Genomic DNA, 18,878 nt, shown 5'->3' with positions numbered 1-18,878 from the left:
AGGAGAAAAATAAATCTGCCCCGCCACCCGAACGGGTGATAAAACCAGCGGTAAATACTGAAAATACCACTTATTGATAATTTATATTGTTTGCCTCGACCACGGCTTGATATGGTGAAATTTCTGATTGTTTTTCATCTTCATGGCAGGGACTCAGGCGAATGCAGACAAAATTTCAATCCAGACCGGTGATAGGGGTAACACTCGACAGTGAGGAGGCCGGGGGCTATGCCGATTTTCCGTGGTATGCGTTACGACAAAATTACATGAACAGTCTGGCAGAGCTGGGCGCCGTGCCGCTGGCCTTGCCACATCACGCCGCACTGGCCGATGAATATCTGGCGTTGTGCGACGGGATTGTCGTCACCGGCGGCGCGTTTGATGTTCCGCCTGAACTCTTTAATGAGCAACAGACCAGCGATCAGGTGCGTCTGAAACCCGCCCGCACCGAATTTGAAAAAGCCATCGTCAAAGGTGCCATGCAGCGCAATATGCCGCTGCTGGGGATCTGCGGCGGTCAGCAACTGCTGGCGGTTCTGACCGGTGGCACGCTGCATCAGCACATCCCCGATGCGCTGCCCGATGCCCTTGAACACAGCACGACTGTCGATACTGAAAACGCGGGCGGCAAAAAGCGCGCGCGTCATCCGGTGGAGATTGTCGAAGGCACGCTGCTCAGCCGCTCGGTAGATCGCGACCATTACGAGGTCAACAGCTCGCACCATCAGGCAGTTAAATCGGTCGGCCCCGGTTGTATCGTCAATGCGTACGCGCCCGACGGCGTGATCGAAGGCATTGAATGTGAAGGCTATGATTTCTGCCTTGGCGTGCAATGGCACCCTGAATATCAGCAACATGCGCAGGATACCCAACTGCTTAATGCCTTTGTTACCGCCGCTGCCCGCTATCAGCAGGGAATGCGCGTCGCGGGTAAGGCGATGAGTGAAGCCATGAACGATGTGATTGGCCGCTCCGGGAACGAACCGGCATGAATCAGGCAGAACTGAAAGCCCGCACGGAACAGATATTGTGGGATCTGCATATCGACCCGACGGTGATCGCTCACCGTACGTTGCCCTACTTCGAAGAAGTAAGTGAGCACTTACTGGAGGATGTGGAAACTGACCCTGAAACCGGTAAAACCTACCGCCTGATCGCCCCCGCCTCTGCCGCCTGGCATAAGATGAAGCAGCAGGCTGCCGCCGACGGCGTGGCGATCTATCTGGTCTCTGCTTTTCGCAGTCTGGATTATCAGGCCGGGTTACTGCGTAAGAAGCTGGATCAGGGAATTTCACCGGCCGTCTTCTTCACCTCGCTGGCGCCCCCCGGATGCAGCGAACATCACACCGGCTGCGCGGTCGACATCAATACCCCCGGCTGCGATGAAGTGACCGGCGTGTTCGGCGACACTGAGGCTTTTCAGTGGTTGCAGGCCAACGCCGCTGGCTTCGGTTTCGTGATGTCCTTCCCGCTGAACAACCCGTGGGGCTTCATTTATGAGCCGTGGCACTGGTGCTGGCATCCGCAATAAAATACAGTGACCTGCTTCTCAGTTTCCATCACTAAAATTGTCGCCGAAACATTTATCTGTTAGGCCAGTTTTCTGTTCCATTTTTCGAACAAATAAAACACACTATGCCCTCAACAGACGTCTGCCAGACAGATGCCTGATCCCAACATCATTCTTATAAGTCATAAATTTCAATGCAATCAGATACCGTTTCGCGCAGGACAGCATGGCTCCGCGTTGTGATGATGGCTATTGCCGCGTTCATCTTCAACACCACTGAATTCGTGCCCGTCGGATTACTTTCCGATATCGCCGCCAGTTTCAACATGAAGACCGCACAGGTCGGGCTGATGCTGACCATCTACGCCTGGGTAGTGGCGCTGATGTCACTGCCGCTGATGCTGCTGACCCGCAATGTTGAGCGAAAACGGTTACTGATCATCATCTTTGTGATATTCATCGCCAGCCATATTCTTTCGGTTGTGGCCTGGGATTTCTGGAGTCTGGTCGCCTCGCGCGTCGGTATCGCCCTCGCCCATGCGATTTTCTGGTCAATTACCGCGTCGCTGGCCATCCGCGTCGCCCCTGCCGGTAAAAAAACGCAGGCGCTCAGTATGTTAGCCACCGGCACCGCGCTGGCGATGGTGCTCGGTTTACCGCTCGGTCGCCTGATCGGCCAGTATCTTGGCTGGCGCACCACCTTTATGAGCATCGGCATCGTTGCGCTGCTGACGCTGATTTGCCTGATCAAACTGCTGCCACCGTTACCGAGTGAACATACGGGTTCACTGAAAAGCGTGCCGATGTTATTCCGCCGTCCGGCGCTGGTCGGCATGTATCTCCTGACTGCACTGATAGTGACTGCTCACTACACGGCGTACAGCTACATCGAGCCGTTTATCCAGACCGTCGCCAGTATGGGTGAAAACTTCACCACCTTCCTGCTGCTGATTTTCGGCGGCGCGGGCATCCTTGGCAGTATTGCGTTCAGCGTGCTCGGCAACCGCTTCCCGGCGGCGATGCTCAGTGGCCCGATCCTGCTGGTCACCCTCAGCATGTTGCTGTTGTTTGTGGCGGTGATGAATCCGGTTGCGATTTCAGTGCTTTGTGTGATCTGGGGGCTGGCAATGATGATTATCGGACTGGCGTTGCAGGTGCGTGTGCTGGCGCTGGCGACAGATGCTACTGACGTCTCGATGGCGCTGCTTTCCGGCATCTATAACATCGGTATCGGCGCGGGCGCGCTAATCGGTAATCAGGTGAGTCTGCATCTGGAAATGAGCCACGTCGGTTACGCCGGTGGCCTGATTGGCTGCGTGGCCTTCGTGTGGTGTCTGACGATTTTCAAACGCTATCCGCAGCTGAAAGTGACGAACTGACACCTGAATGTGAAAAGAAAACCGGCATGTTTGCCGGTTTTTTTTATATCCCTATATTCAACTGATTAGCGCAATAATTTCAGATTCCCCGTCAGCGATTTTATCCACTTTTCCGGCCCCACCAGCCCGACACCGTCGATCACCTCATCGTATAAATCCCGCAGCGGAAACGTCATTTCGTATTGCTCAAACTGATGCATCGTGCGGGCAAATACCGGAAACGGCACCACGCCGTGCTCACCTTCCGCCTCCAGCGCCTTAAACATCAGCGCCTTTATGTGATCGGGCGTTGCCTGAAGAACGGGCAGCGGCGTTTTTGAGATGGTCGCGGTCGTGGCGCCCTTCGCATCGGTCAGCGAACTGCCCGCCAGCATCGGGAATTTTGCCGCTAACCCGATACCAATTACGCCTGCCGTGTTCGCCAGTAATCCCGGTGGAAGCTCCGGGTTGAGGATAATTGCCACCCGCAGGTTGTCTGCCATTTTGTACGCCCTTTTCATCATTATTGATGACAAAAATGATAGCGGCCGGCCGCCGGAAGGTGCTTTCTTTTTGCGCGGTAAAATGCCCTAATCTGGTTATCCCTTTCTAAAAATCACACGTAAAAGGCAGATTATGTCCGTATCTGAAATTTCACCGGCAGACCTTCGCATTCTTAAACAACTTCAGAAATCAGGCAGAATGACCAATCAGGAGCTGGCAGAAAAAGTGGGCATGGCAGCCTCACCCTGCTGGCGGCGCATGAAACAGCTGGAAGACAGCGGCGTAATCACCGGTTATCAGGCAAACATCGACCGGAAGAAAATCGGGCTGGGGCTGCTGGCGTTTATCCGGGTAAAAATCGACAGCCACAGCGAGGAAGATGCGCAACGTTTCGAGCAGGAAGTCGGCGCCCTGCCTCCGGTGATTGCCTGTTACGCGATTGCCGGTGACGCGGATTTTATGTTGCAGGTGGTCGCAAAAGATCTCGACAGTTTTTCCAGCTTCGCGATGGAAGTGGTGCGGCGTTTACCGGGCATTAAAGAGATGCAGACTTCGTTTGTGCTTCGGGAAGTGAAACCGCTGGATGTGTTGCCGTTACAGGGGATTTAAGGACATTCGAGGGTATGGCAAAATGCTGAACGATGTTGAATAAAACACTTCCTGGCCAACATGACAAGTAGATAGTTATGCGATAAAATTTACATAAATATGCAAAATGTCTTTTACCCGACGCCGGTTTTGCGATATCAATATAGGCATTGAAACCTTTAGCTGACAGACCCAATTCATACAGGATTTAACCGATGACAACTATTCTCAAGCACCTTCCTATCAATCAGCGTGTGGGTATCGCTTTCTCCGGCGGTCTGGACACCAGCGCAGCGCTGCTGTGGATGCAAAAAAAAGGCGCTATCCCTTATGCCTACACGGCCAATCTGGGTCAGCCTGATGAAGAAGATTACGATGCCATTCCGCGTAAAGCGATGGAGTACGGTGCAGAGAAAGCTCGCCTGATCGATTGCCGCAAGCAACTGGTTGCCGAAGGGATTGCTGCTATTCAGTGTGGCGCGTTCCATAACACCACCGCAGGTGTCACTTACTTCAACACCACCCCGCTGGGTCGTGCCGTCACCGGTACTATGCTGGTTGCCGCGATGAAAGAAGACGGCGTGAATATCTGGGGTGACGGCAGCACGTACAAAGGTAACGATATCGAGCGTTTCTATCGTTACGGCCTGCTGACCAATGCTGAACTGAAAATTTATAAACCGTGGCTGGATACCGACTTTATCGATGAACTCGGCGGCCGTCATGAGATGTCCGAGTTTATGATTCAGTCCGGTTTCGACTACAAAATGTCGACCGAGAAAGCCTACTCCACTGACTCCAACATGCTGGGCGCGACGCACGAAGCCAAAGATCTGGAATTCCTCGATTCCGGCGTCAAAATCGTTAATCCGATTATGGGCGTGAAATTCTGGGACGAGAATGTGGTCGTGAAAGCGGAAGAAGTGGTTGTCCGTTTTGAACGCGGTTATCCGGTTGCACTGAACGGCGTGACCTTTGACGACAGCGTTGAGCTGATGATGGAAGCCAACCGCATCGGTGGCCGTCACGGTCTGGGCATGAGCGATCAGATTGAAAACCGTATTATCGAAGCCAAAAGCCGTGGCATCTACGAAGCCCCGGGAATGGCGTTGCTGCACATCGCTTACGAACGTCTGCTGACCGGTATTCACAACGAAGACACCATCGAGCAATACCACGCGAACGGCCGCGTGCTGGGTCGTCTGCTGTATCAGGGCCGTTGGTTCGATCCTCAGGCTCTGATGCTGCGTGACTCCGCTCAGCGTTGGGTCGCCAGCGAAATCACCGGTGAAGTGACGCTGGAACTGCGTCGCGGTAATGACTACACCATCATGAATACCGTGTCTGATAACCTGACCTACAAACCAGAGCGCCTGACCATGGAAAAAGGTGATTCCGTGTTCTCACCGGATGACCGTATTGGTCAGCTGACCATGCGTAACCTGGATATCACCGATACCCGCGAGAAGCTGCAAAACTACGTTGAGACAGGCTTGCTGACTTCTTCTGCCTCTACCGGTTTACCGCAGGTGGATAACAACAATCTGCCGCGCGGATTGCAGGTAAAGAATAAGTAATTGCTGTTGGTGTAAACCATTTGCTAGAACTTGCATGGATCCGTTCCTTGCTCCTTCCCCTGCGAAGGGGGAGGCTGGGAGGGGGTTTAGCAAACCCTAAAATAGTCGATGTTTCCGCATTGCGATCTGACCTTAATACCCCACCCCAACCCTCCCCTTCGCAGGGGAGGGAGCTGGCCGAATTCTTACGCGGCAACCGTGCTTGAAAGCCTTCATGTTTCTTCTCTCCCTGCGCAGTATAGGCAGCTGATTTGCATCCTTTTTAGTTTTTGATTCAAAAATTTAAATGTGCAGAAACGACGTACAGGAAATATGACTAAACCAAGTGGATAAGAACGGAATTGATGTAATAATTATATATAAATTCAATGAATTGCAATGATCTACAGGGATTGCAGGCGTGCTCCTCCCCCTGCGAAGGGGGAGGCTGGGAGGGGGTTTAGCAAACCCTAAAATAGTCGATGTTTCCGCATGGCGATCTGACCTTAATACCCCACCCCAGCCCTCCCCTTCGCAGGAGAGGGAGCTGATTTGCATCGTTTTTTAACTTTTGAGTTCGAAATTTAGACATGCAGAAACGACGTACAGGAAATACGAATAAAAGAGAGTAGGTAGTGAATTTTTGAGAGTAGTGAACAGATTTGAGGAAGAAGCTTTTGGAGCGGGTGAAGGGAATCGAACCCTCGTATGCAGCTTGGGAAGCTGCCGTTCTACCATTGAACTACACCCGCATCGGTGTGCGACTGGCATTATAACCGGTTACGACGGCGGAGCAAGGCGTGATTGCGGATAAGCGCTGGAGTTTTAAGCAGTTAGCATGTGGCGTGATCTGCAGCATGAAAAAGGGCGCCGGAGCGCCCTTTTGTTGTTTCTGAGGAAACTTATTTCTGTGTCTGCGGACGCATTGCCGGGAACAGGATAACGTCGCGGATGGTGTGGCTGTTGGTGAACAGCATAACCATACGGTCGATACCAATGCCCAGACCGGCAGTCGGTGGCAGGCCGTGTTCCAGCGCTGTCACGTAGTCTTCGTCATAGAACATCGCTTCGTCGTCGCCTGCATCTTTCGCAGAAACCTGATCAGCAAAACGCTGTGCCTGGTCTTCTGCATCGTTCAGCTCAGAGAAGCCGTTACCGATTTCACGGCCGCCGATGAAGAATTCGAAACGGTCAGTGATTTCAGGGTTCTCGTCATTACGGCGCGCCAGCGGAGAAACTTCTGCCGGGTACTCGGTAATGAAGGTTGGCTGGATCAGCTGTGCTTCTGCGGTTTCTTCGAAGATTTCAGTCACGATACGGCCCAAACCCCAGCTCTTCTCGATGTTGATACCGATAGATTCTGCGATAGCGGTCGCTTTAGCCAGATCGTCGAGATCGGCCACGTTGGTTTCCGGACGGTATTTGCAGATCGCTTCACGCATGGTCAGTTTGGCGAAAGGCTTGCCGAAATCGAAAGTCTGCTCGCCGTACTGCACAACGCTACTGCCCAGAACGGACTCAGTCAGGGTGCGGAACAGGGTTTCGGTCAGAACGATCAGGTCTTTGTAATCCGCGTACGCCATGTAGAGTTCCATCATGGTGAACTCTGGGTTGTGACGCGGAGAAACGCCTTCGTTACGGAAGTTACGGTTGATTTCGAATACGCGATCGAAACCACCAACAACCAGACGTTTCAGATACAGTTCCGGCGCGATACGCAGGTACATGTCGATGTCGAGCGCATTGTGGTGAGTGATGAACGGACGTGCCGCTGCGCCACCAGGGATCACCTGCATCATCGGGGTTTCGACTTCGATGAAGCCGTTTTCCACCATGAAGCTGCGGATGCCCGACATGATCTGAGAACGGATCTTGAAGGTTTTACGGGAGTCTTCGTTAGCGATCAGGTCGAGGTAACGCTGACGGTAACGCGCTTCCTGATCCTGCAGGCCGTGGAATTTGTCCGGCAACGGACGCAGCGCTTTGGTCAGCAGACGCAGTTCAGAACAATGGATCGACAGTTCGCCGGTCTTGGTTTTGAACAGTTTACCGGTCGCACCCAGGATATCGCCCAGATCCCATTTTTTGAATTGCTCGTTGTAGATGCCTTCCGCGAGGTCATCACGCGCAACGTAAAGCTGGATACGGCCGCCGACATCCTGCAGGGTGACGAAAGACGCCTTGCCCATGATACGGCGGGTCATCATACGGCCACCCACGGTGACTTCGATGTTTAATGCTTCCAGTTCTTCGTTGGTCTTTTCGCCATATTTCGCATGCAATTCATCAGAGATGCTGTCACGACGGAAATCGTTAGGGAAAGCGATACCGGATTCACGCAGTAAAGCCAGCTTCTCACGACGAGATTTCAGCTCGTTGTTAAGATCTGGTACGTTTTCTGCGCTTTGCGCTGCTGGTTGTTGCTCAGACATTTTGGTTCCTCATAACCCGGCTTTCAAACTTGCCTCAATGAATTTATCCAGGTCGCCATCCAGTACGGCCTGCGTATTTCGCGTTTCGACACCCGTGCGTAAATCTTTGATACGGGAATCGTCCAGCACGTAAGAACGAATCTGGCTGCCCCAGCCGATGTCAGACTTGTTGTCTTCCAGCTGCTGTTTGTCCGCATTTTTCTTTTGCATCTCATACTCATAAAGCTTCGCACGCATCTGCTTCATGGCCTGATCTTTGTTTTTATGCTGGGAGCGGTCGTTCTGACACTGGGTCACAATGTTGGTCGGAAGGTGGGTAATACGTACCGCAGATTCCGTTTTGTTGACGTGCTGACCACCCGCACCGGACGCGCGGTATACGTCGATACGCAGGTCGGCAGGGTTAATTTCGATTTCGATATCGTCATCCACTTCCGGATACACAAACGCGGAACTGAAAGAGGTATGGCGACGGCCACCGGAATCGAACGGGCTTTTACGCACCAGGCGGTGAACGCCGGTTTCTGTACGCAGCCAGCCGAATGCATAATCACCGATGATCTTGATGGTGGCAGATTTAAGCCCTGCGACTTCACCGTCAGACTCTTCGATCACTTCAGTTTTGAAACCCTTGGCTTCTGCCCAGCGCAAATACATACGCAGCAGCATGCTCGCCCAGTCCTGCGCTTCCGTACCACCGGAACCGGCCTGAATGTCGAGATAGCAGCTCGCGCTGTCGTATTCGCCGGAGAACATGCGACGGAATTCCAGCTGTTCCAGTTTGGCGGTCAGAACATCGAGTTCGGCAACCGTTTCGTTGAAGGTGTCTTCATCATCGGCTTCAACAGCCAGTTCCAGCAGGCCGGTCACATCTTCCGCGCCCTGCAACAACTCATCGATGGTTTCAACGATAGCTTCCAGTGAGGAACGTTCTTTGCCCAGCGCCTGTGCGCGTTCTGGCTCGTTCCAGACGTCCGGCTGTTCCAGCTCGGCGTTTACTTCTTCGAGGCGTTCTTTCTTGGCATCATAGTCAAAGATACCCCCGAAGAACGACTGTCCGCTCGGACAGGTCCTGAATGCGGTTTTTAACCGGATTAATTTCAAACATGATTTTTCGCGTCTTACGTTAGATTCGGAGTTGGCCCAATGCCATTCGAACCGCCGATTCTAACGGAATTAGCGGTCTTTTTATAGCAAGGAGCCGTTTTTTTGCAGGGTTTATTGCGGGCGAAAATCGCTTATTTCGGCCATAAATGTTCGATGATCAGCTGAACGCTACGATTTCCCCGAAATTCATTGATATCCAGCCGGTAAGCAAGCTGCACTTCGCGGATGCTGCTGTCCGGCCAGAACGTCGGATCGATATTAAAGGCAATGCCGTCGAGCAACGGGCCGCCGCCGACAGGCTCAATCATCAGCTTGAGATGACGCTCTTTCAGCAGCTTTTGTTGCAGGATGCGGAACGTACCGTCAAACGTCGGTTCCGGGAACGCCTGTCCCCACGGACCGCCGTCGCGCAGCATCTCCGCGGTATCAATCGTCAGCTCACGGGCGGAAAGCTCGCCGTCCGACCAGACCACCCCTTCCAGATGGGAAGGATCCAGCCATTCGCCGACCAGCCCGGCGAACTTGTCGCGAAACTCGTCGAATTTACTTTCTTCCAGCGACAAACCGGCGGCCATCGCATGACCACCAAACTTCATCATCAGACCGGGATTGAGCGTATCGAGACGCTCCAGCGCATCGCGCATATGCAAACCGGCAATCGAACGGCCGGAACCTTTCAGAATGCCGTCCCCTGCCGGTGCGAACGCAATGACCGGCCGGTTAAACCGTTCTTTCAGGCGTGATGCCAGAATGCCGACCACGCCCTGATGCCATTCCGGATGGTACATCGCCAGCCCGAACGGCAGTGCGTCAGTGCTGCGCTCCAGCTTGTCACACAGCGCCAGCGCTTCGACCTGCATGCCCTGCTCTATCTCGCGGCGGGTCTGATTCAGCGCATCCAGATCACTGGCCAGCGCGCGCGCCTGTCCGATGTCTTCGCTGAGTAACAGCGCGACACCGACTGACATATCATCGAGGCGTCCGGCAGCATTCAGCCGTGGTCCGAGCGCAAAACCCAGGTCACTGGCACACAGCGTGCGGGCTTCGCGCCCTGCCACTTCAAGCAGCGCGCGGATCCCCGCCCGGCATTTTCCGGCACGGATGCGGTTCAGCCCCTGATACACCATGATGCGGTTGTTGGCATCGAGCGGTACGACGTCCGCCACCGTGCCGAGCGCCACCAGATCCAGATGTTCCGCCAGATTGGGGATCGCCAGGCCGTTTTGCTCAAACCAGCCACTTTCACGCAGTGCACTGCGCAGCGCCAGCATCAGGTAAAACGCCACGCCAACACCCGCCAGCGATTTGGAGGGAAACTCGCAGCCGACCAGATTCGGGTTAATGATCGCTTCGGCATCCGGCAATGTTTCGCCCGGTAAGTGGTGATCGGTGACCAGCACCTGAATGCCTTTTTCGTGGGCAAGTGTCACGCCCGCGTGGGAAGAAATGCCGTTATCAACGGTGAGGATCAGCTCCGCACCGCGCGACGCCGCCTGTTCGACGACTTCCGGGCTGAGGCCATAGCCGTCTTCAAAACGGTTCGGTACCAGATAATCCAGATTCCCGCAGCCCATGCTGCGTAACGACAGCAGCGTCAGCGCGGTACTGGTTGCGCCATCGGCATCAAAATCGCCGACGATAATAATCCGCAGACGATCAGCCAGCGCTTTTTGCAGCAAGGCGACGGCGGTATCGATGCCATCGAGCTGCTGATACGGCAGCATGCCGCGCACGCCGCGCTCCAGCTCCTGACTTTGGGTCACACCACGGGCGAGATACAGGCGGCGTAACAGCGGGGAGAGTTCGGCGGGAAGATCCACGCCAGTCGCCGCCTCACGGCGGCGAAGTTGAGTCTGCAAGGTCACGAAAAATCAACCACCGGTTTTATGTGAAGGATCCTGCTGGTCGAGCATAGCGGCCATTTCTTTTGGCGGCTGATAACCAGGGATCAACGTTCCGTCTTCCAGCACGATGGCCGGAGTACCTGTCACCCCGAACTGAACGCCCAGCTCAAAGTGTTTCGCAATATCACTGGTTTTGCAGGTCGCAGGCGTGATGTCATCGCCACGCATTGCCGCATCAAAACTGGTCTTGCGGTTACCCGTACACCAGATCGACTGCATGTCTTTCTCGGTTTTGGAATTCAGCCCCTGACGCGGGAACGCCAGATAACGCACAGTAATGCCGAGATCGTTATAGTCCTGCATCTGCTGATGTAACTTGTGGCAATAACCGCAGGTGATATCAGTAAACACGGTAATCACGTGTTTTTCGTTTTTGGCTTTATAGATGATCATCTCGCTTTGCAGCGCATCCATCTTTTTCACCAGGGCTTTGTTGGTGACATTCACCGGATGATTACCGCTGACGTCATACAGCGGGCCCTGCAAAATATGTTTACCGTCGTCGGTGATATAGATTGTGCCGCTGTCGGTCGATACCGCACTCAGCCCGGTTACCGGCGTAGGCTGGATCCCGGCACTGCTCATGCCCAGTTTACCCAGCGTGGCTTTGATTGCGGCTTCGTCAGCATGGACCGCGGAGCTCATACACGCAGCCAGAAGTGTCAGCAGCATTAAACCTTTTTTCATCATGTCGTCCTTTTTCTCCGGCACATTACGCACGGGGATGATGTTGTTGATGTAGCAGTTTGAGTCGTTCGGTCGCTACATGGGTATAGATTTGTGTTGTCGATAAGTCACTGTGACCTAACAACATTTGCACGACGCGCAGATCCGCACCGTGATTCAATAAGTGGGTTGCGAAAGCGTGGCGCAGAACGTGGGGGGACAAGCGTTCCGCATCAATGCCCGCAAGGATCGCATAGTGTTTGATGCGATGCCAGAACGTCTGGCGTGTCATTTGCTGCGCCCGGTTGCTGGGAAACACGATATCCAGTGACTGACCGTTAAGCAGCCACGGCCTGCCGTGTTCGAAATAATTTTCGATCCAGTACACCGCTTCTTCGCCCATCGGCACCAGCCGCTCTTTGTTACCTTTACCGATAACCCGAACCACCCCCTGCCGCAGACTGAGATCGCTGAGCGTCAGCCCGACCAGTTCGGAAACCCGCAAACCGGTGGCGTACAGCAGTTCGAGCATGGCTTTATCCCGCAGTTCAAGCGGCACATCGACGCTCGGCGAGGCCAGTAAGGCGTCAACCTGTGCCTCACTGAGATCTTTGGGCAGACGCTGCGGGAGTTTTGGGGAAGACAGCAACGCGGTCGGGTCGTCCTGACGTACGGATTCGCGGTTCATATACTGAAAGAGACGACGCATGGCGCTGAGCAACCGCGCAGAACTGGTTGCCTTGTATCCGCCTTCAATCCGTTCGGAGAGGAAAGACTGTAAGTCTTCGGCGCTGACCTGCAGCAGATCCGTGTTGTTGTGATGCAGCCAGCCCAGCAGGGATTTCAGATCCTGACGGTAAGACGACAACGTATTTTCCGCGAGATTGCGCTCGATCCAGAGCATATCCAGAAACTGCTCGGTGAGGCTCTGATCGGCCTCGTTGACCGCTTGTGTCACCTGCTCAGGCGTAACATCCTGAGGGCTCACATTGTCTTGTTTTGGCATTCCGACTCCTCTTACTCACGACGGCCATTATGCCTTTCATGCGCCCAAATCTGCTACACTGCCTGCCATTCGTATTCTGATAACGTTATGGCAGCAAGTATGAAGATTGGACTTTTCTACGGTTCCAGCACCTGTTACACCGAAATGGCGGCGGAAAAAATCCGCGATATTTTGGGCGAAGAACTGGTCGATTTGCACAACATTAAAGATGTTGATCCCGACAGAATGGAAGACTACAGCATCCTGATCCTCGGCATCCCGACATGGGATTTTGGCGAAATCCAGGAAGACTGGGAAGCGGTCTGGAATCAGCTTCCGACGCTGAAATTACGCGGCAAAATCGTGGCCATGTATGGCATGGGCGACCAGCTCGGCTACGGCGAATGGTTCCTCGACGCGCTCGGCATGCTTTATCATCAGCTGGTGCCCCTTGGCGTACGCTTCATCGGTTTCTGGCCGACAGAAGGCTTTGAATTTACCAGCCCGAAACCACTGAGCGCCGATGGCAAACATTTTGTCGGCCTGGCGCTCGACGATGTGAATCAGTTCGATCTCACCGAAGAACGCCTGCAACAGTGGTGTGAACAAATCCTGCTGGAAATGGACGCCCTGCTCTAACGCCTGCCTTTCAGAACCGTCAAAAATGACAGTGCCTCAGCCCGGTCTGACCGGGCTGTCGGGCTGGTTACTGAGCAAAATCTGCCGCAACCGCCGCCACTCTTCCAGACTCATGCTGTCCGATGCCAGCCATAACCGCTGCCTTGAACTGCGCATCGCCTGTGCCAGCCCGCCTTTGCGTTTTTCACGACGCAGGGAGAGCAGCACGCCACTGCTTATCATCCACACGGGCTGTTTAATCTGCCATTCATGACCGCGCCATAACAGACGGTGATCCTCCAGCAGAATAATTTCGCCAGTGCGCGCCGTAATACGCCGCTGGCTGCGGATGCATTCAAACAGCACCAGTAACAGCAGCGTCATCCATACCGGCCAGTAACCTGCAGGCCAGGGTGCCAGCAAAATCAGCAACATCACTGCACCATAACTTCCCAGTGAAATCAGCTGACTGCGCCAGGACACCCTGAGATCACATCGCCACAGGGCCACGGGCTTTGTTTCGTGTCTGAATGAGTGCAACCATGCGCTGCAATTCGCTGTCTTTCGGCTCGCCGTGGTTCATCAGCCAGTTGAATAAATCAGGATCATCGCAGGTCAGAAGACGCACAAAGACTTCTTTGTCGGTCTCGCTCAGCGAATCATATTCGTATTCGAAGAACGGCATGATGGAGATATCCAGCTCGCGCATGCCGCGACGGCATGCCCAGTGAACGCGTGATCGATTATTAATATCCAGGGGGTTTTTGCTTTCCATAACGAGACTCTTCTTTTTGGGATACAGAATGAGAATTCTTTTATATAGAAAGCGATTCTAACAGCCCGTTGCGCCTGCACGTAACTTTTCAGTGCCCTGATTTGTCAATCTACGTGATGTGCCGGAAAACCTGATGCAAACCTGTTGCCTGCCTGACATTCTCTGGAAGGCATCCCGTAAAAGGCACCAATAACTGTTTTCAAAGCCGGTGGGCTCTTTTACCATGAGGCATCAGTCACATTTCATAGACCGGGATTAGACAATGGCTAACGAATTTCCCTTTCCACCGCAAAAACCTTCAGCGTCTTCCCACCTGCCGCTGACATTAATTTCTCTGGAAGACTGGGCATTGGTGACAATGACCGGCGCAGACACGGTGAAATATCTGCAAGGGCAGGTCACCGCAGATGTCGATGCGCTGGCGGCGGATCAGCATATTCTCTGCGCGCACTGTGATGCCAAAGGGAAAATGTGGAGTGATTTGCGACTGTTCAAACGTGGCGACGGCATGGCGTTTCTTGAGCGCCGTAACTTGCGTGACGCACAGCTCACGGAAATGAAGAAATACGCGGTATTTTCCAAAGTCACCTTCACGGCCGACGATGATGTGGTGTTGCTGGGCGTGGCGGGTTTTCAGGCCAGTGCCGCACTGACAGGGCTTTTCTCAACGTTGCCGACGGCTGAACAGCAGGTTGTACAACAAGATGAAACCACCTTGCTGCATTTCTCGCTGCCCGCAGAACGTTATCTGATCATCACCAGCCCGGAAAAAGCCCGTCAGGTGGTGGAAGAACTGGGTGAACAGGCGCAGCGCAACGACAGTCAGCAATGGCTGGCGCTGGATATTGAAGCCGGTTTCCCGGTCATTGATACCGTTAACGCCGTCCAGTTTATTCCTCAGGCCACCAATATTCAGGCGCTCGACGGCATCAGTTTTAGCAAAGGCTGCTACGCCGGACAGGAAATGGTCGCGCGGGCAAAATACCGTGGCGCGAACAAGCGCGCACTGTACTGGCTGGCCGGTAAAGCCAGCAAAGTGCCCGCCCCGGCGGACGATCTCGAACTGCAACTGGGTGAGAACTGGCGTCGTACCGGCACGGTTCTGGCAGCGGTTCAGCTCAGTGACGGCACCCTGTGGGTTCAGGCGGTGCTGAATAACGATCTGGACGCCGATGCCACCCTGCGTGTACGCGACGATGCCACCAGCCAGCTGAGCATTCAGCCGCTGCCGTATTCGCTGGAAGAAACTAAGTAACACTCACTGACATCACCGCCTTCGATCCGCAAGGCGGTGATGATTCACTTAATCGTGATGGTGTTTGCCTTTGGCATTGAGCAAATCGACATACGCCTGATCCACCAGTTCCTGACGTTCAATGCCCAGTTTTTCCAGCAAGTCTTCGGCTATCGCAATGCCCTGTTCCGGCGTTTCGCTCTCGTCCAGTACCACTTCAAACTCAAGATAATCCCCCAGATGTCTGACCCGATCGAGATGCAAACGGGTCTGGCCAGTCATAAATAACGTCCGCTGTTTGATGACCCGCCCGGCAGCGCCGTAAGCCAGCGTCAGAGTTTCACGCAGACTGTCCGGATCCTGAGTTTCGGTCAGCTGGTAGAAACTGGTTTTCGGGCCTGCCTGATCCGGACGCTGATAGAAAATCAGTTCACCGCGATCAGGCGAAAAAGTACGTAATTTAAGTCGTCCGTGCGGGCAGATAAAAAAGGTATCGTCCTGATCAATGATGTCCGGCAAGCCGTCGGCAAGCAGAGCAAGTTTTTCATACATCGCTGAAAAATCATCAATTCTGGCTTTAATTTCAATGTTTCTGGCCATCCGTTACTCCTTTAATGGTTCACGACTTTAGCTGATTTCATCTATATCCCATGACCTTACAATGACATTCTGCGAAGCGGGCGCAAATTCTTTGTCACTCCTTCACGTATTTCCTGTCATTAGCAGATAAACTCCCCACATCGGGTGTTGCATGCACCTTTCACATCACGCCAGAAAAGGCCGGAGGCCAGAGTCCAGAATGATATGGATTATGCTTGCTGCAATTGTTGTGGTTTTTATTGTAGGTTATTGGTTTATGACGGCAGACACCCGTAAAGCGAACGCGTCTCTCGCCAGTCTGTTGAAAATAAAGCCGGTTTATATTGATTCCATGTTGCTGGAAATGGGCAAACGTCAGAGCCAGATGTTTATCCGCTCAATCAGCGGGGGCTACGCTGAAGAGATCCGCAAAGCCGCCTACGTTGTGTTTATTTATCAGACATTCATTAAAGATCCTTCGGAAGAGAATATCGTCCGCTGGCGAAACATTCTGGTGCGCGCACATCTGTCGCCGCAGTTAAGCAGTGAACACGCCGAGCTGGCGCTGTTCTATTTTGCTGAACTGGATATTGAACCCTTCGAACTGGCGCAGTTTCGGCGCAACTACAACGAAACCTATAACCAGATCCATCTGGTTTAAACGTAAAAAAGCCGCTGATTCAGCGGCTTTTTTGCATCCCCGGCATCGCCAGAGGATTATCTGAAAACGTTATCCAGATAACTCGCCAGGATCTGGCGTGAACTGAAACCGTGGCAGATGCCATAGTAGGTTTCGTTGTCGCTGGAGACATCCAGCGGGAAATTCTTGTACGCATCACAGCTACGGAACGATGCTGTCGGTTCCGCAAAACGCTCACTGCGCTCTTTCAGCGCCGGGTGTATCACCAGGGCAGTCCGGCCAAACCGCGCTTCCCGGTTTACATACACATAATGCTCGCCACGGCGATAACCGTAAGCTTTATCATCAACAAAATCGCGTTCAAACCCTGAGGTTTCTAAAACACGTGCCACTTCATCTGGCCGTAAATACATGGTTGCTCCTCGCTTCTTTAACCGCAAGGCGACCTTACCGCAATAACTCTGCCAGACAATGCGTTTATCCCAAATTTTGGCGTATTTAGGATTTATCTAAACGCCTTAACCCTGCCAGGAAAAAGGCTATTCTGCGGGAGATTGCCGCGAAGTGTTCACCCACAATCTGAGCGTCAGCAGCCAGGCAATCACCACCATAAATGCCGCAGCAAGATAAATAGACGGCGTACCCAGATGCGAAATAATCAGCCCGGCAACCGGCCCGGTGATACCCAGCCCGAGATCCAGAAACGCGGAATACAGCCCCAGCGCCGTGCCCTGATTTTGTGGCGGCACCTGTTTGACCGCTTCGACGCCCAGCGCCGGGAAGATCAGCGAGAAGCCTGACCCGGTAAGGAAGGCACCAAACTGTACCGAGAGCGGATCGTGTCCCAACCAGATCATCAGCAGACCCGCCACTTCAAACACAAAGGACACCAGCGAGACGCGCAGGCCGCCAAAACGGTTAATCATGTTGCCGAACACGAGACGGGCGCCGACAAATCCGAGACTGAATAAGGTGAGCGTAAAGGCCGCCCCGCTCCAGCCTTTATCGGCGTAATACAGGGTAATAAAGGTGGCGATGACACCAAAGCCGATGGTGCCGAACCCCAGCCCGAGGCCATACAACCAGATGCGCCCGACCACCGCTTTAAAGGCAATCCGTTTACCGGAGGTGACGGAAATGGCGGCTTTCATACAGGCCAGGATCGCGGCGAAGGCGGCGGCAACCACAATTAACACCGCCACGCCCATCAGCCCGTAACCGTGATTAAGCAGTACCCCGAGCGGCGCGCCGACCGCCATTGCGCCATAGGTCGCCACGCCGTTCCATGAAATCACCCGCGCCGTGTGTTTCGCGCCGACCGCGCCAATCCCCCACAGCGTGGTGCCGGTGCTGCCGAAGCTTTCGCCGACCCCGAGGAAAATACGCCCGACGCACAGCAGCAACAGACTCGCCAGCGGAATGGCGGAGAGCAAATACGCCAGCACATAAAAGACGCCGCTGATGCCGCAGCAGATCATGCCAAAAATCACCACCCGTTTTGGCCCCAGCAGGTCGGCATAACGTCCGGCATGCGGGCGGCTGATCAGCGTCGAAAAATACTGCACGCTGATCACCAGCCCCGCCAGTACGGAGTTATAACCGAGGGTGTTGTGAACAAATCCCGGCAAGACAGCAAGCGGTAAACCGATGGTCAGATAGACGACAAAAGTGAACAGCATGAACGACAAAATGCGTTTATTGAGCAGAGCGTTAGAGCGAAGCGTACTTAAAGACATGGGCGGACCCGAAATGAGATCACAGACAGTGGAATCAACAGTATAAACAGGTTTTCCTCTCAAATCGGGCTAAAAATGTTATTGGCTGTAACGCCGTTTCGTTTTGCAGAGAAATCTGAGCCGCGTCACGCCAGCCCGCGTCCGGCCTGCCTTTCTGCGACAGCGTCATGGTCTGAAAAGGCCGCTAATCACAGTCCTTTGTCCTTAAAGAACCAGCTGGTACAACATTATGGTCTATGCTTAATCCTACAGTTCACACAAGGAGAGACGAAATGTTTAAGAAAACAGACAAAGTAGAAAAAAATATCGATCAGGACGTAACCCTGCTGGCGGACACGCTGGATGAAGTGCTTCAGTCCGCAGGTGATAAATCTAAGGATGAGTTGGAAAAAATTCGCAGTAAAGCGCAGGGTGTTTTGCGTGAGACTCGCGCCCGTTTCAACAGCGAAAAATTAAGCCAGCAGGCACGTGATGCGGCAGCCACAGCTAACGATTATGTGAAAGATAATCCGTGGTACGGCGTCGGTGCCGGTGCGGCTATCGGTATCGTTATCGGTGTCCTGCTGGGACGTCGTTAACGTAAAAAGGCAATTTGTGATGTCTCACTCCTGTGTCGGGAATATGCCTTAAAAAGCTGAGACCTCCGCGTGGCTCCCTCATTGCCGCGCAATTGCTAAAAAGAGGAC

Annotated in this window: 20 protein-coding genes and 1 tRNA gene; 9 read left to right on the top strand and 12 right to left on the bottom strand. The window is 53.6% G+C overall.

Annotation, left to right across the window (positions count from 1 at the left end; all coding sequences use genetic code 11):
* The first annotated feature begins 161 nt into the window (after window positions 1–161).
* The 3 genes from EDF78_RS17545 to EDF78_RS17535 all read left to right on the top strand — a co-directional run bounded on the left by EDF78_RS17545 (window position 162) and on the right by EDF78_RS17535 (window position 2,889).
* Complete coding sequence (locus tag EDF78_RS17545) at window positions 162–992, top strand: gamma-glutamyl-gamma-aminobutyrate hydrolase family protein (RefSeq protein WP_119822881.1); 831 nt, start codon at window positions 162–164, stop codon at window positions 990–992.
* A complete protein-coding gene (locus EDF78_RS17540) occupies window positions 989–1,531 on the top strand; it encodes a M15 family metallopeptidase (RefSeq protein ID WP_133823570.1) in 543 nt (180 codons plus the stop codon). The genes EDF78_RS17545 and EDF78_RS17540 overlap by 4 nt, the downstream gene beginning before the upstream one ends.
* 173 nt (window positions 1,532–1,704) lie before the next feature.
* The gene (locus tag EDF78_RS17535; RefSeq protein WP_119822885.1) at window positions 1,705–2,889 is read left to right on the top strand and encodes a sugar transporter; all 1,185 of its coding nucleotides are present in this window, start codon (window positions 1,705–1,707) and stop codon (window positions 2,887–2,889) included.
* A gap of 65 nt (window positions 2,890–2,954) precedes the next feature.
* Here the strand turns inward: EDF78_RS17535 and EDF78_RS17530 are convergent, their stop codons facing one another.
* The gene (locus EDF78_RS17530) at window positions 2,955–3,371 is read right to left on the bottom strand and encodes a DUF2000 domain-containing protein (RefSeq protein WP_133823569.1); all 417 of its coding nucleotides are present in this window, start codon (window positions 3,369–3,371) and stop codon (window positions 2,955–2,957) included.
* Window positions 3,372–3,504: 133 nt separating this feature from the next.
* Between EDF78_RS17530 and EDF78_RS17525 the strand changes: the two genes are divergently transcribed.
* A complete protein-coding gene (locus EDF78_RS17525) occupies window positions 3,505–3,981 on the top strand; it encodes an Lrp/AsnC family transcriptional regulator (RefSeq protein WP_133823568.1) in 477 nt (158 codons plus the stop codon).
* Window positions 3,982–4,175: 194 nt separating this feature from the next.
* Window positions 4,176–5,537: an argininosuccinate synthase gene (gene argG, locus EDF78_RS17520; protein WP_095923351.1), complete on the top strand. Its 1,362-nt coding sequence runs from the start codon at window positions 4,176–4,178 to the stop codon at window positions 5,535–5,537.
* A gap of 657 nt (window positions 5,538–6,194) precedes the next feature.
* On the opposite strand, the gene EDF78_RS17515 is transcribed toward argG, so the two are convergent.
* The 6 genes from EDF78_RS17515 to xerD all read right to left on the bottom strand — a co-directional run bounded on the left by EDF78_RS17515 (window position 6,195) and on the right by xerD (window position 12,631).
* Window positions 6,195–6,268, bottom strand: a tRNA-Gly gene (locus EDF78_RS17515).
* A gap of 150 nt (window positions 6,269–6,418) precedes the next feature.
* A complete protein-coding gene (gene lysS, locus EDF78_RS17510) occupies window positions 6,419–7,948 on the bottom strand; it encodes a lysine--tRNA ligase (RefSeq protein ID WP_095923353.1) in 1,530 nt (509 codons plus the stop codon).
* A gap of 9 nt (window positions 7,949–7,957) precedes the next feature.
* A protein-coding gene (gene prfB, locus EDF78_RS17505) for a peptide chain release factor 2 (protein WP_015696003.1) occupies window positions 7,958–9,056 on the bottom strand; the annotation gives its coding sequence in 2 pieces (ribosomal slippage) (window positions 7,958–8,980 and window positions 8,982–9,056; 1,098 coding nt in all).
* 130 nt (window positions 9,057–9,186) lie between these two features.
* The gene (gene recJ / locus EDF78_RS17500; protein ID WP_095923355.1) at window positions 9,187–10,920 is read right to left on the bottom strand and encodes a single-stranded-DNA-specific exonuclease RecJ; all 1,734 of its coding nucleotides are present in this window, start codon (window positions 10,918–10,920) and stop codon (window positions 9,187–9,189) included.
* Window positions 10,921–10,926: 6 nt separating this feature from the next.
* On the bottom strand, window positions 10,927–11,646 hold the full coding sequence (dsbC, locus tag EDF78_RS17495; RefSeq protein ID WP_095923357.1) for a bifunctional protein-disulfide isomerase/oxidoreductase DsbC: 720 nt from the start codon (window positions 11,644–11,646) through the stop codon (window positions 10,927–10,929).
* 25 nt (window positions 11,647–11,671) lie between these two features.
* On the bottom strand, window positions 11,672–12,631 hold the full coding sequence (xerD, locus tag EDF78_RS17490) for a site-specific tyrosine recombinase XerD (protein ID WP_095923359.1): 960 nt from the start codon (window positions 12,629–12,631) through the stop codon (window positions 11,672–11,674).
* 99 nt (window positions 12,632–12,730) lie between these two features.
* On the opposite strand from xerD, the gene fldB reads away from it, so the two are divergent.
* Window positions 12,731–13,249 carry a flavodoxin FldB gene (gene fldB, locus EDF78_RS17485; protein WP_095923361.1) on the top strand — a complete coding sequence of 173 codons (519 nt, stop codon included), beginning with the start codon at window positions 12,731–12,733 and terminating at the stop codon, window positions 13,247–13,249.
* Between the two features lie 36 nt (window positions 13,250–13,285).
* Here the strand turns inward: fldB and EDF78_RS17480 are convergent, their stop codons facing one another.
* Together EDF78_RS17480 and sdhE are read right to left on the bottom strand one after the other, a co-directional pair.
* The gene (locus tag EDF78_RS17480; RefSeq protein WP_095923364.1) at window positions 13,286–13,738 is read right to left on the bottom strand and encodes a protein YgfX; all 453 of its coding nucleotides are present in this window, start codon (window positions 13,736–13,738) and stop codon (window positions 13,286–13,288) included.
* Window positions 13,719–13,985 carry an FAD assembly factor SdhE gene (gene sdhE / locus EDF78_RS17475; protein WP_095925209.1) on the bottom strand — a complete coding sequence of 89 codons (267 nt, stop codon included), beginning with the start codon at window positions 13,983–13,985 and terminating at the stop codon, window positions 13,719–13,721. The genes EDF78_RS17480 and sdhE overlap by 20 nt, the downstream gene beginning before the upstream one ends.
* A gap of 280 nt (window positions 13,986–14,265) precedes the next feature.
* On the opposite strand from sdhE, the gene ygfZ reads away from it, so the two are divergent.
* The gene (gene ygfZ / locus EDF78_RS17470; protein WP_131694185.1) at window positions 14,266–15,258 is read left to right on the top strand and encodes a tRNA-modifying protein YgfZ; all 993 of its coding nucleotides are present in this window, start codon (window positions 14,266–14,268) and stop codon (window positions 15,256–15,258) included.
* A 48-nt stretch (window positions 15,259–15,306) separates the two neighbouring features.
* On the opposite strand, the gene EDF78_RS17465 is transcribed toward ygfZ, so the two are convergent.
* Complete coding sequence (locus tag EDF78_RS17465; protein WP_095923368.1) at window positions 15,307–15,837, bottom strand: class IV adenylate cyclase; 531 nt, start codon at window positions 15,835–15,837, stop codon at window positions 15,307–15,309.
* Between the two features lie 199 nt (window positions 15,838–16,036).
* Here EDF78_RS17465 and EDF78_RS17460 point away from each other — a divergent pair, with 199 nt between their 5' ends.
* Window positions 16,037–16,477 carry a DUF1198 domain-containing protein gene (locus EDF78_RS17460; RefSeq protein WP_095923371.1) on the top strand — a complete coding sequence of 147 codons (441 nt, stop codon included), beginning with the start codon at window positions 16,037–16,039 and terminating at the stop codon, window positions 16,475–16,477.
* A gap of 56 nt (window positions 16,478–16,533) precedes the next feature.
* Here the strand turns inward: EDF78_RS17460 and EDF78_RS17455 are convergent, their stop codons facing one another.
* Entirely contained in the window at window positions 16,534–16,869 is a 336-nt protein-coding gene (locus EDF78_RS17455) for a DUF2002 family protein (RefSeq protein ID WP_095923373.1), read from the bottom strand.
* A 126-nt stretch (window positions 16,870–16,995) separates the two neighbouring features.
* Window positions 16,996–18,192, bottom strand: a complete 1,197-nt coding sequence (locus EDF78_RS17450; RefSeq protein WP_095923375.1) for an MFS transporter — start codon at window positions 18,190–18,192, stop codon at window positions 16,996–16,998.
* Window positions 18,193–18,464: 272 nt separating this feature from the next.
* Here EDF78_RS17450 and EDF78_RS17445 point away from each other — a divergent pair, with 272 nt between their 5' ends.
* Complete coding sequence (locus EDF78_RS17445) at window positions 18,465–18,770, top strand: YqjD family protein (RefSeq protein WP_095923377.1); 306 nt, start codon at window positions 18,465–18,467, stop codon at window positions 18,768–18,770.
* Window positions 18,771–18,878: the final 108 nt, after the last annotated feature.

This window comes from Rahnella sp. BIGb0236, from assembly GCF_004364755.1.
Classification (GTDB): Bacteria; Pseudomonadota; Gammaproteobacteria; order Enterobacterales; family Enterobacteriaceae; genus Rahnella; species Rahnella victoriana.
Note: the sequence above shows the minus strand (reverse complement) of the source record. Positions and strands in the feature narration are given on the sequence as shown.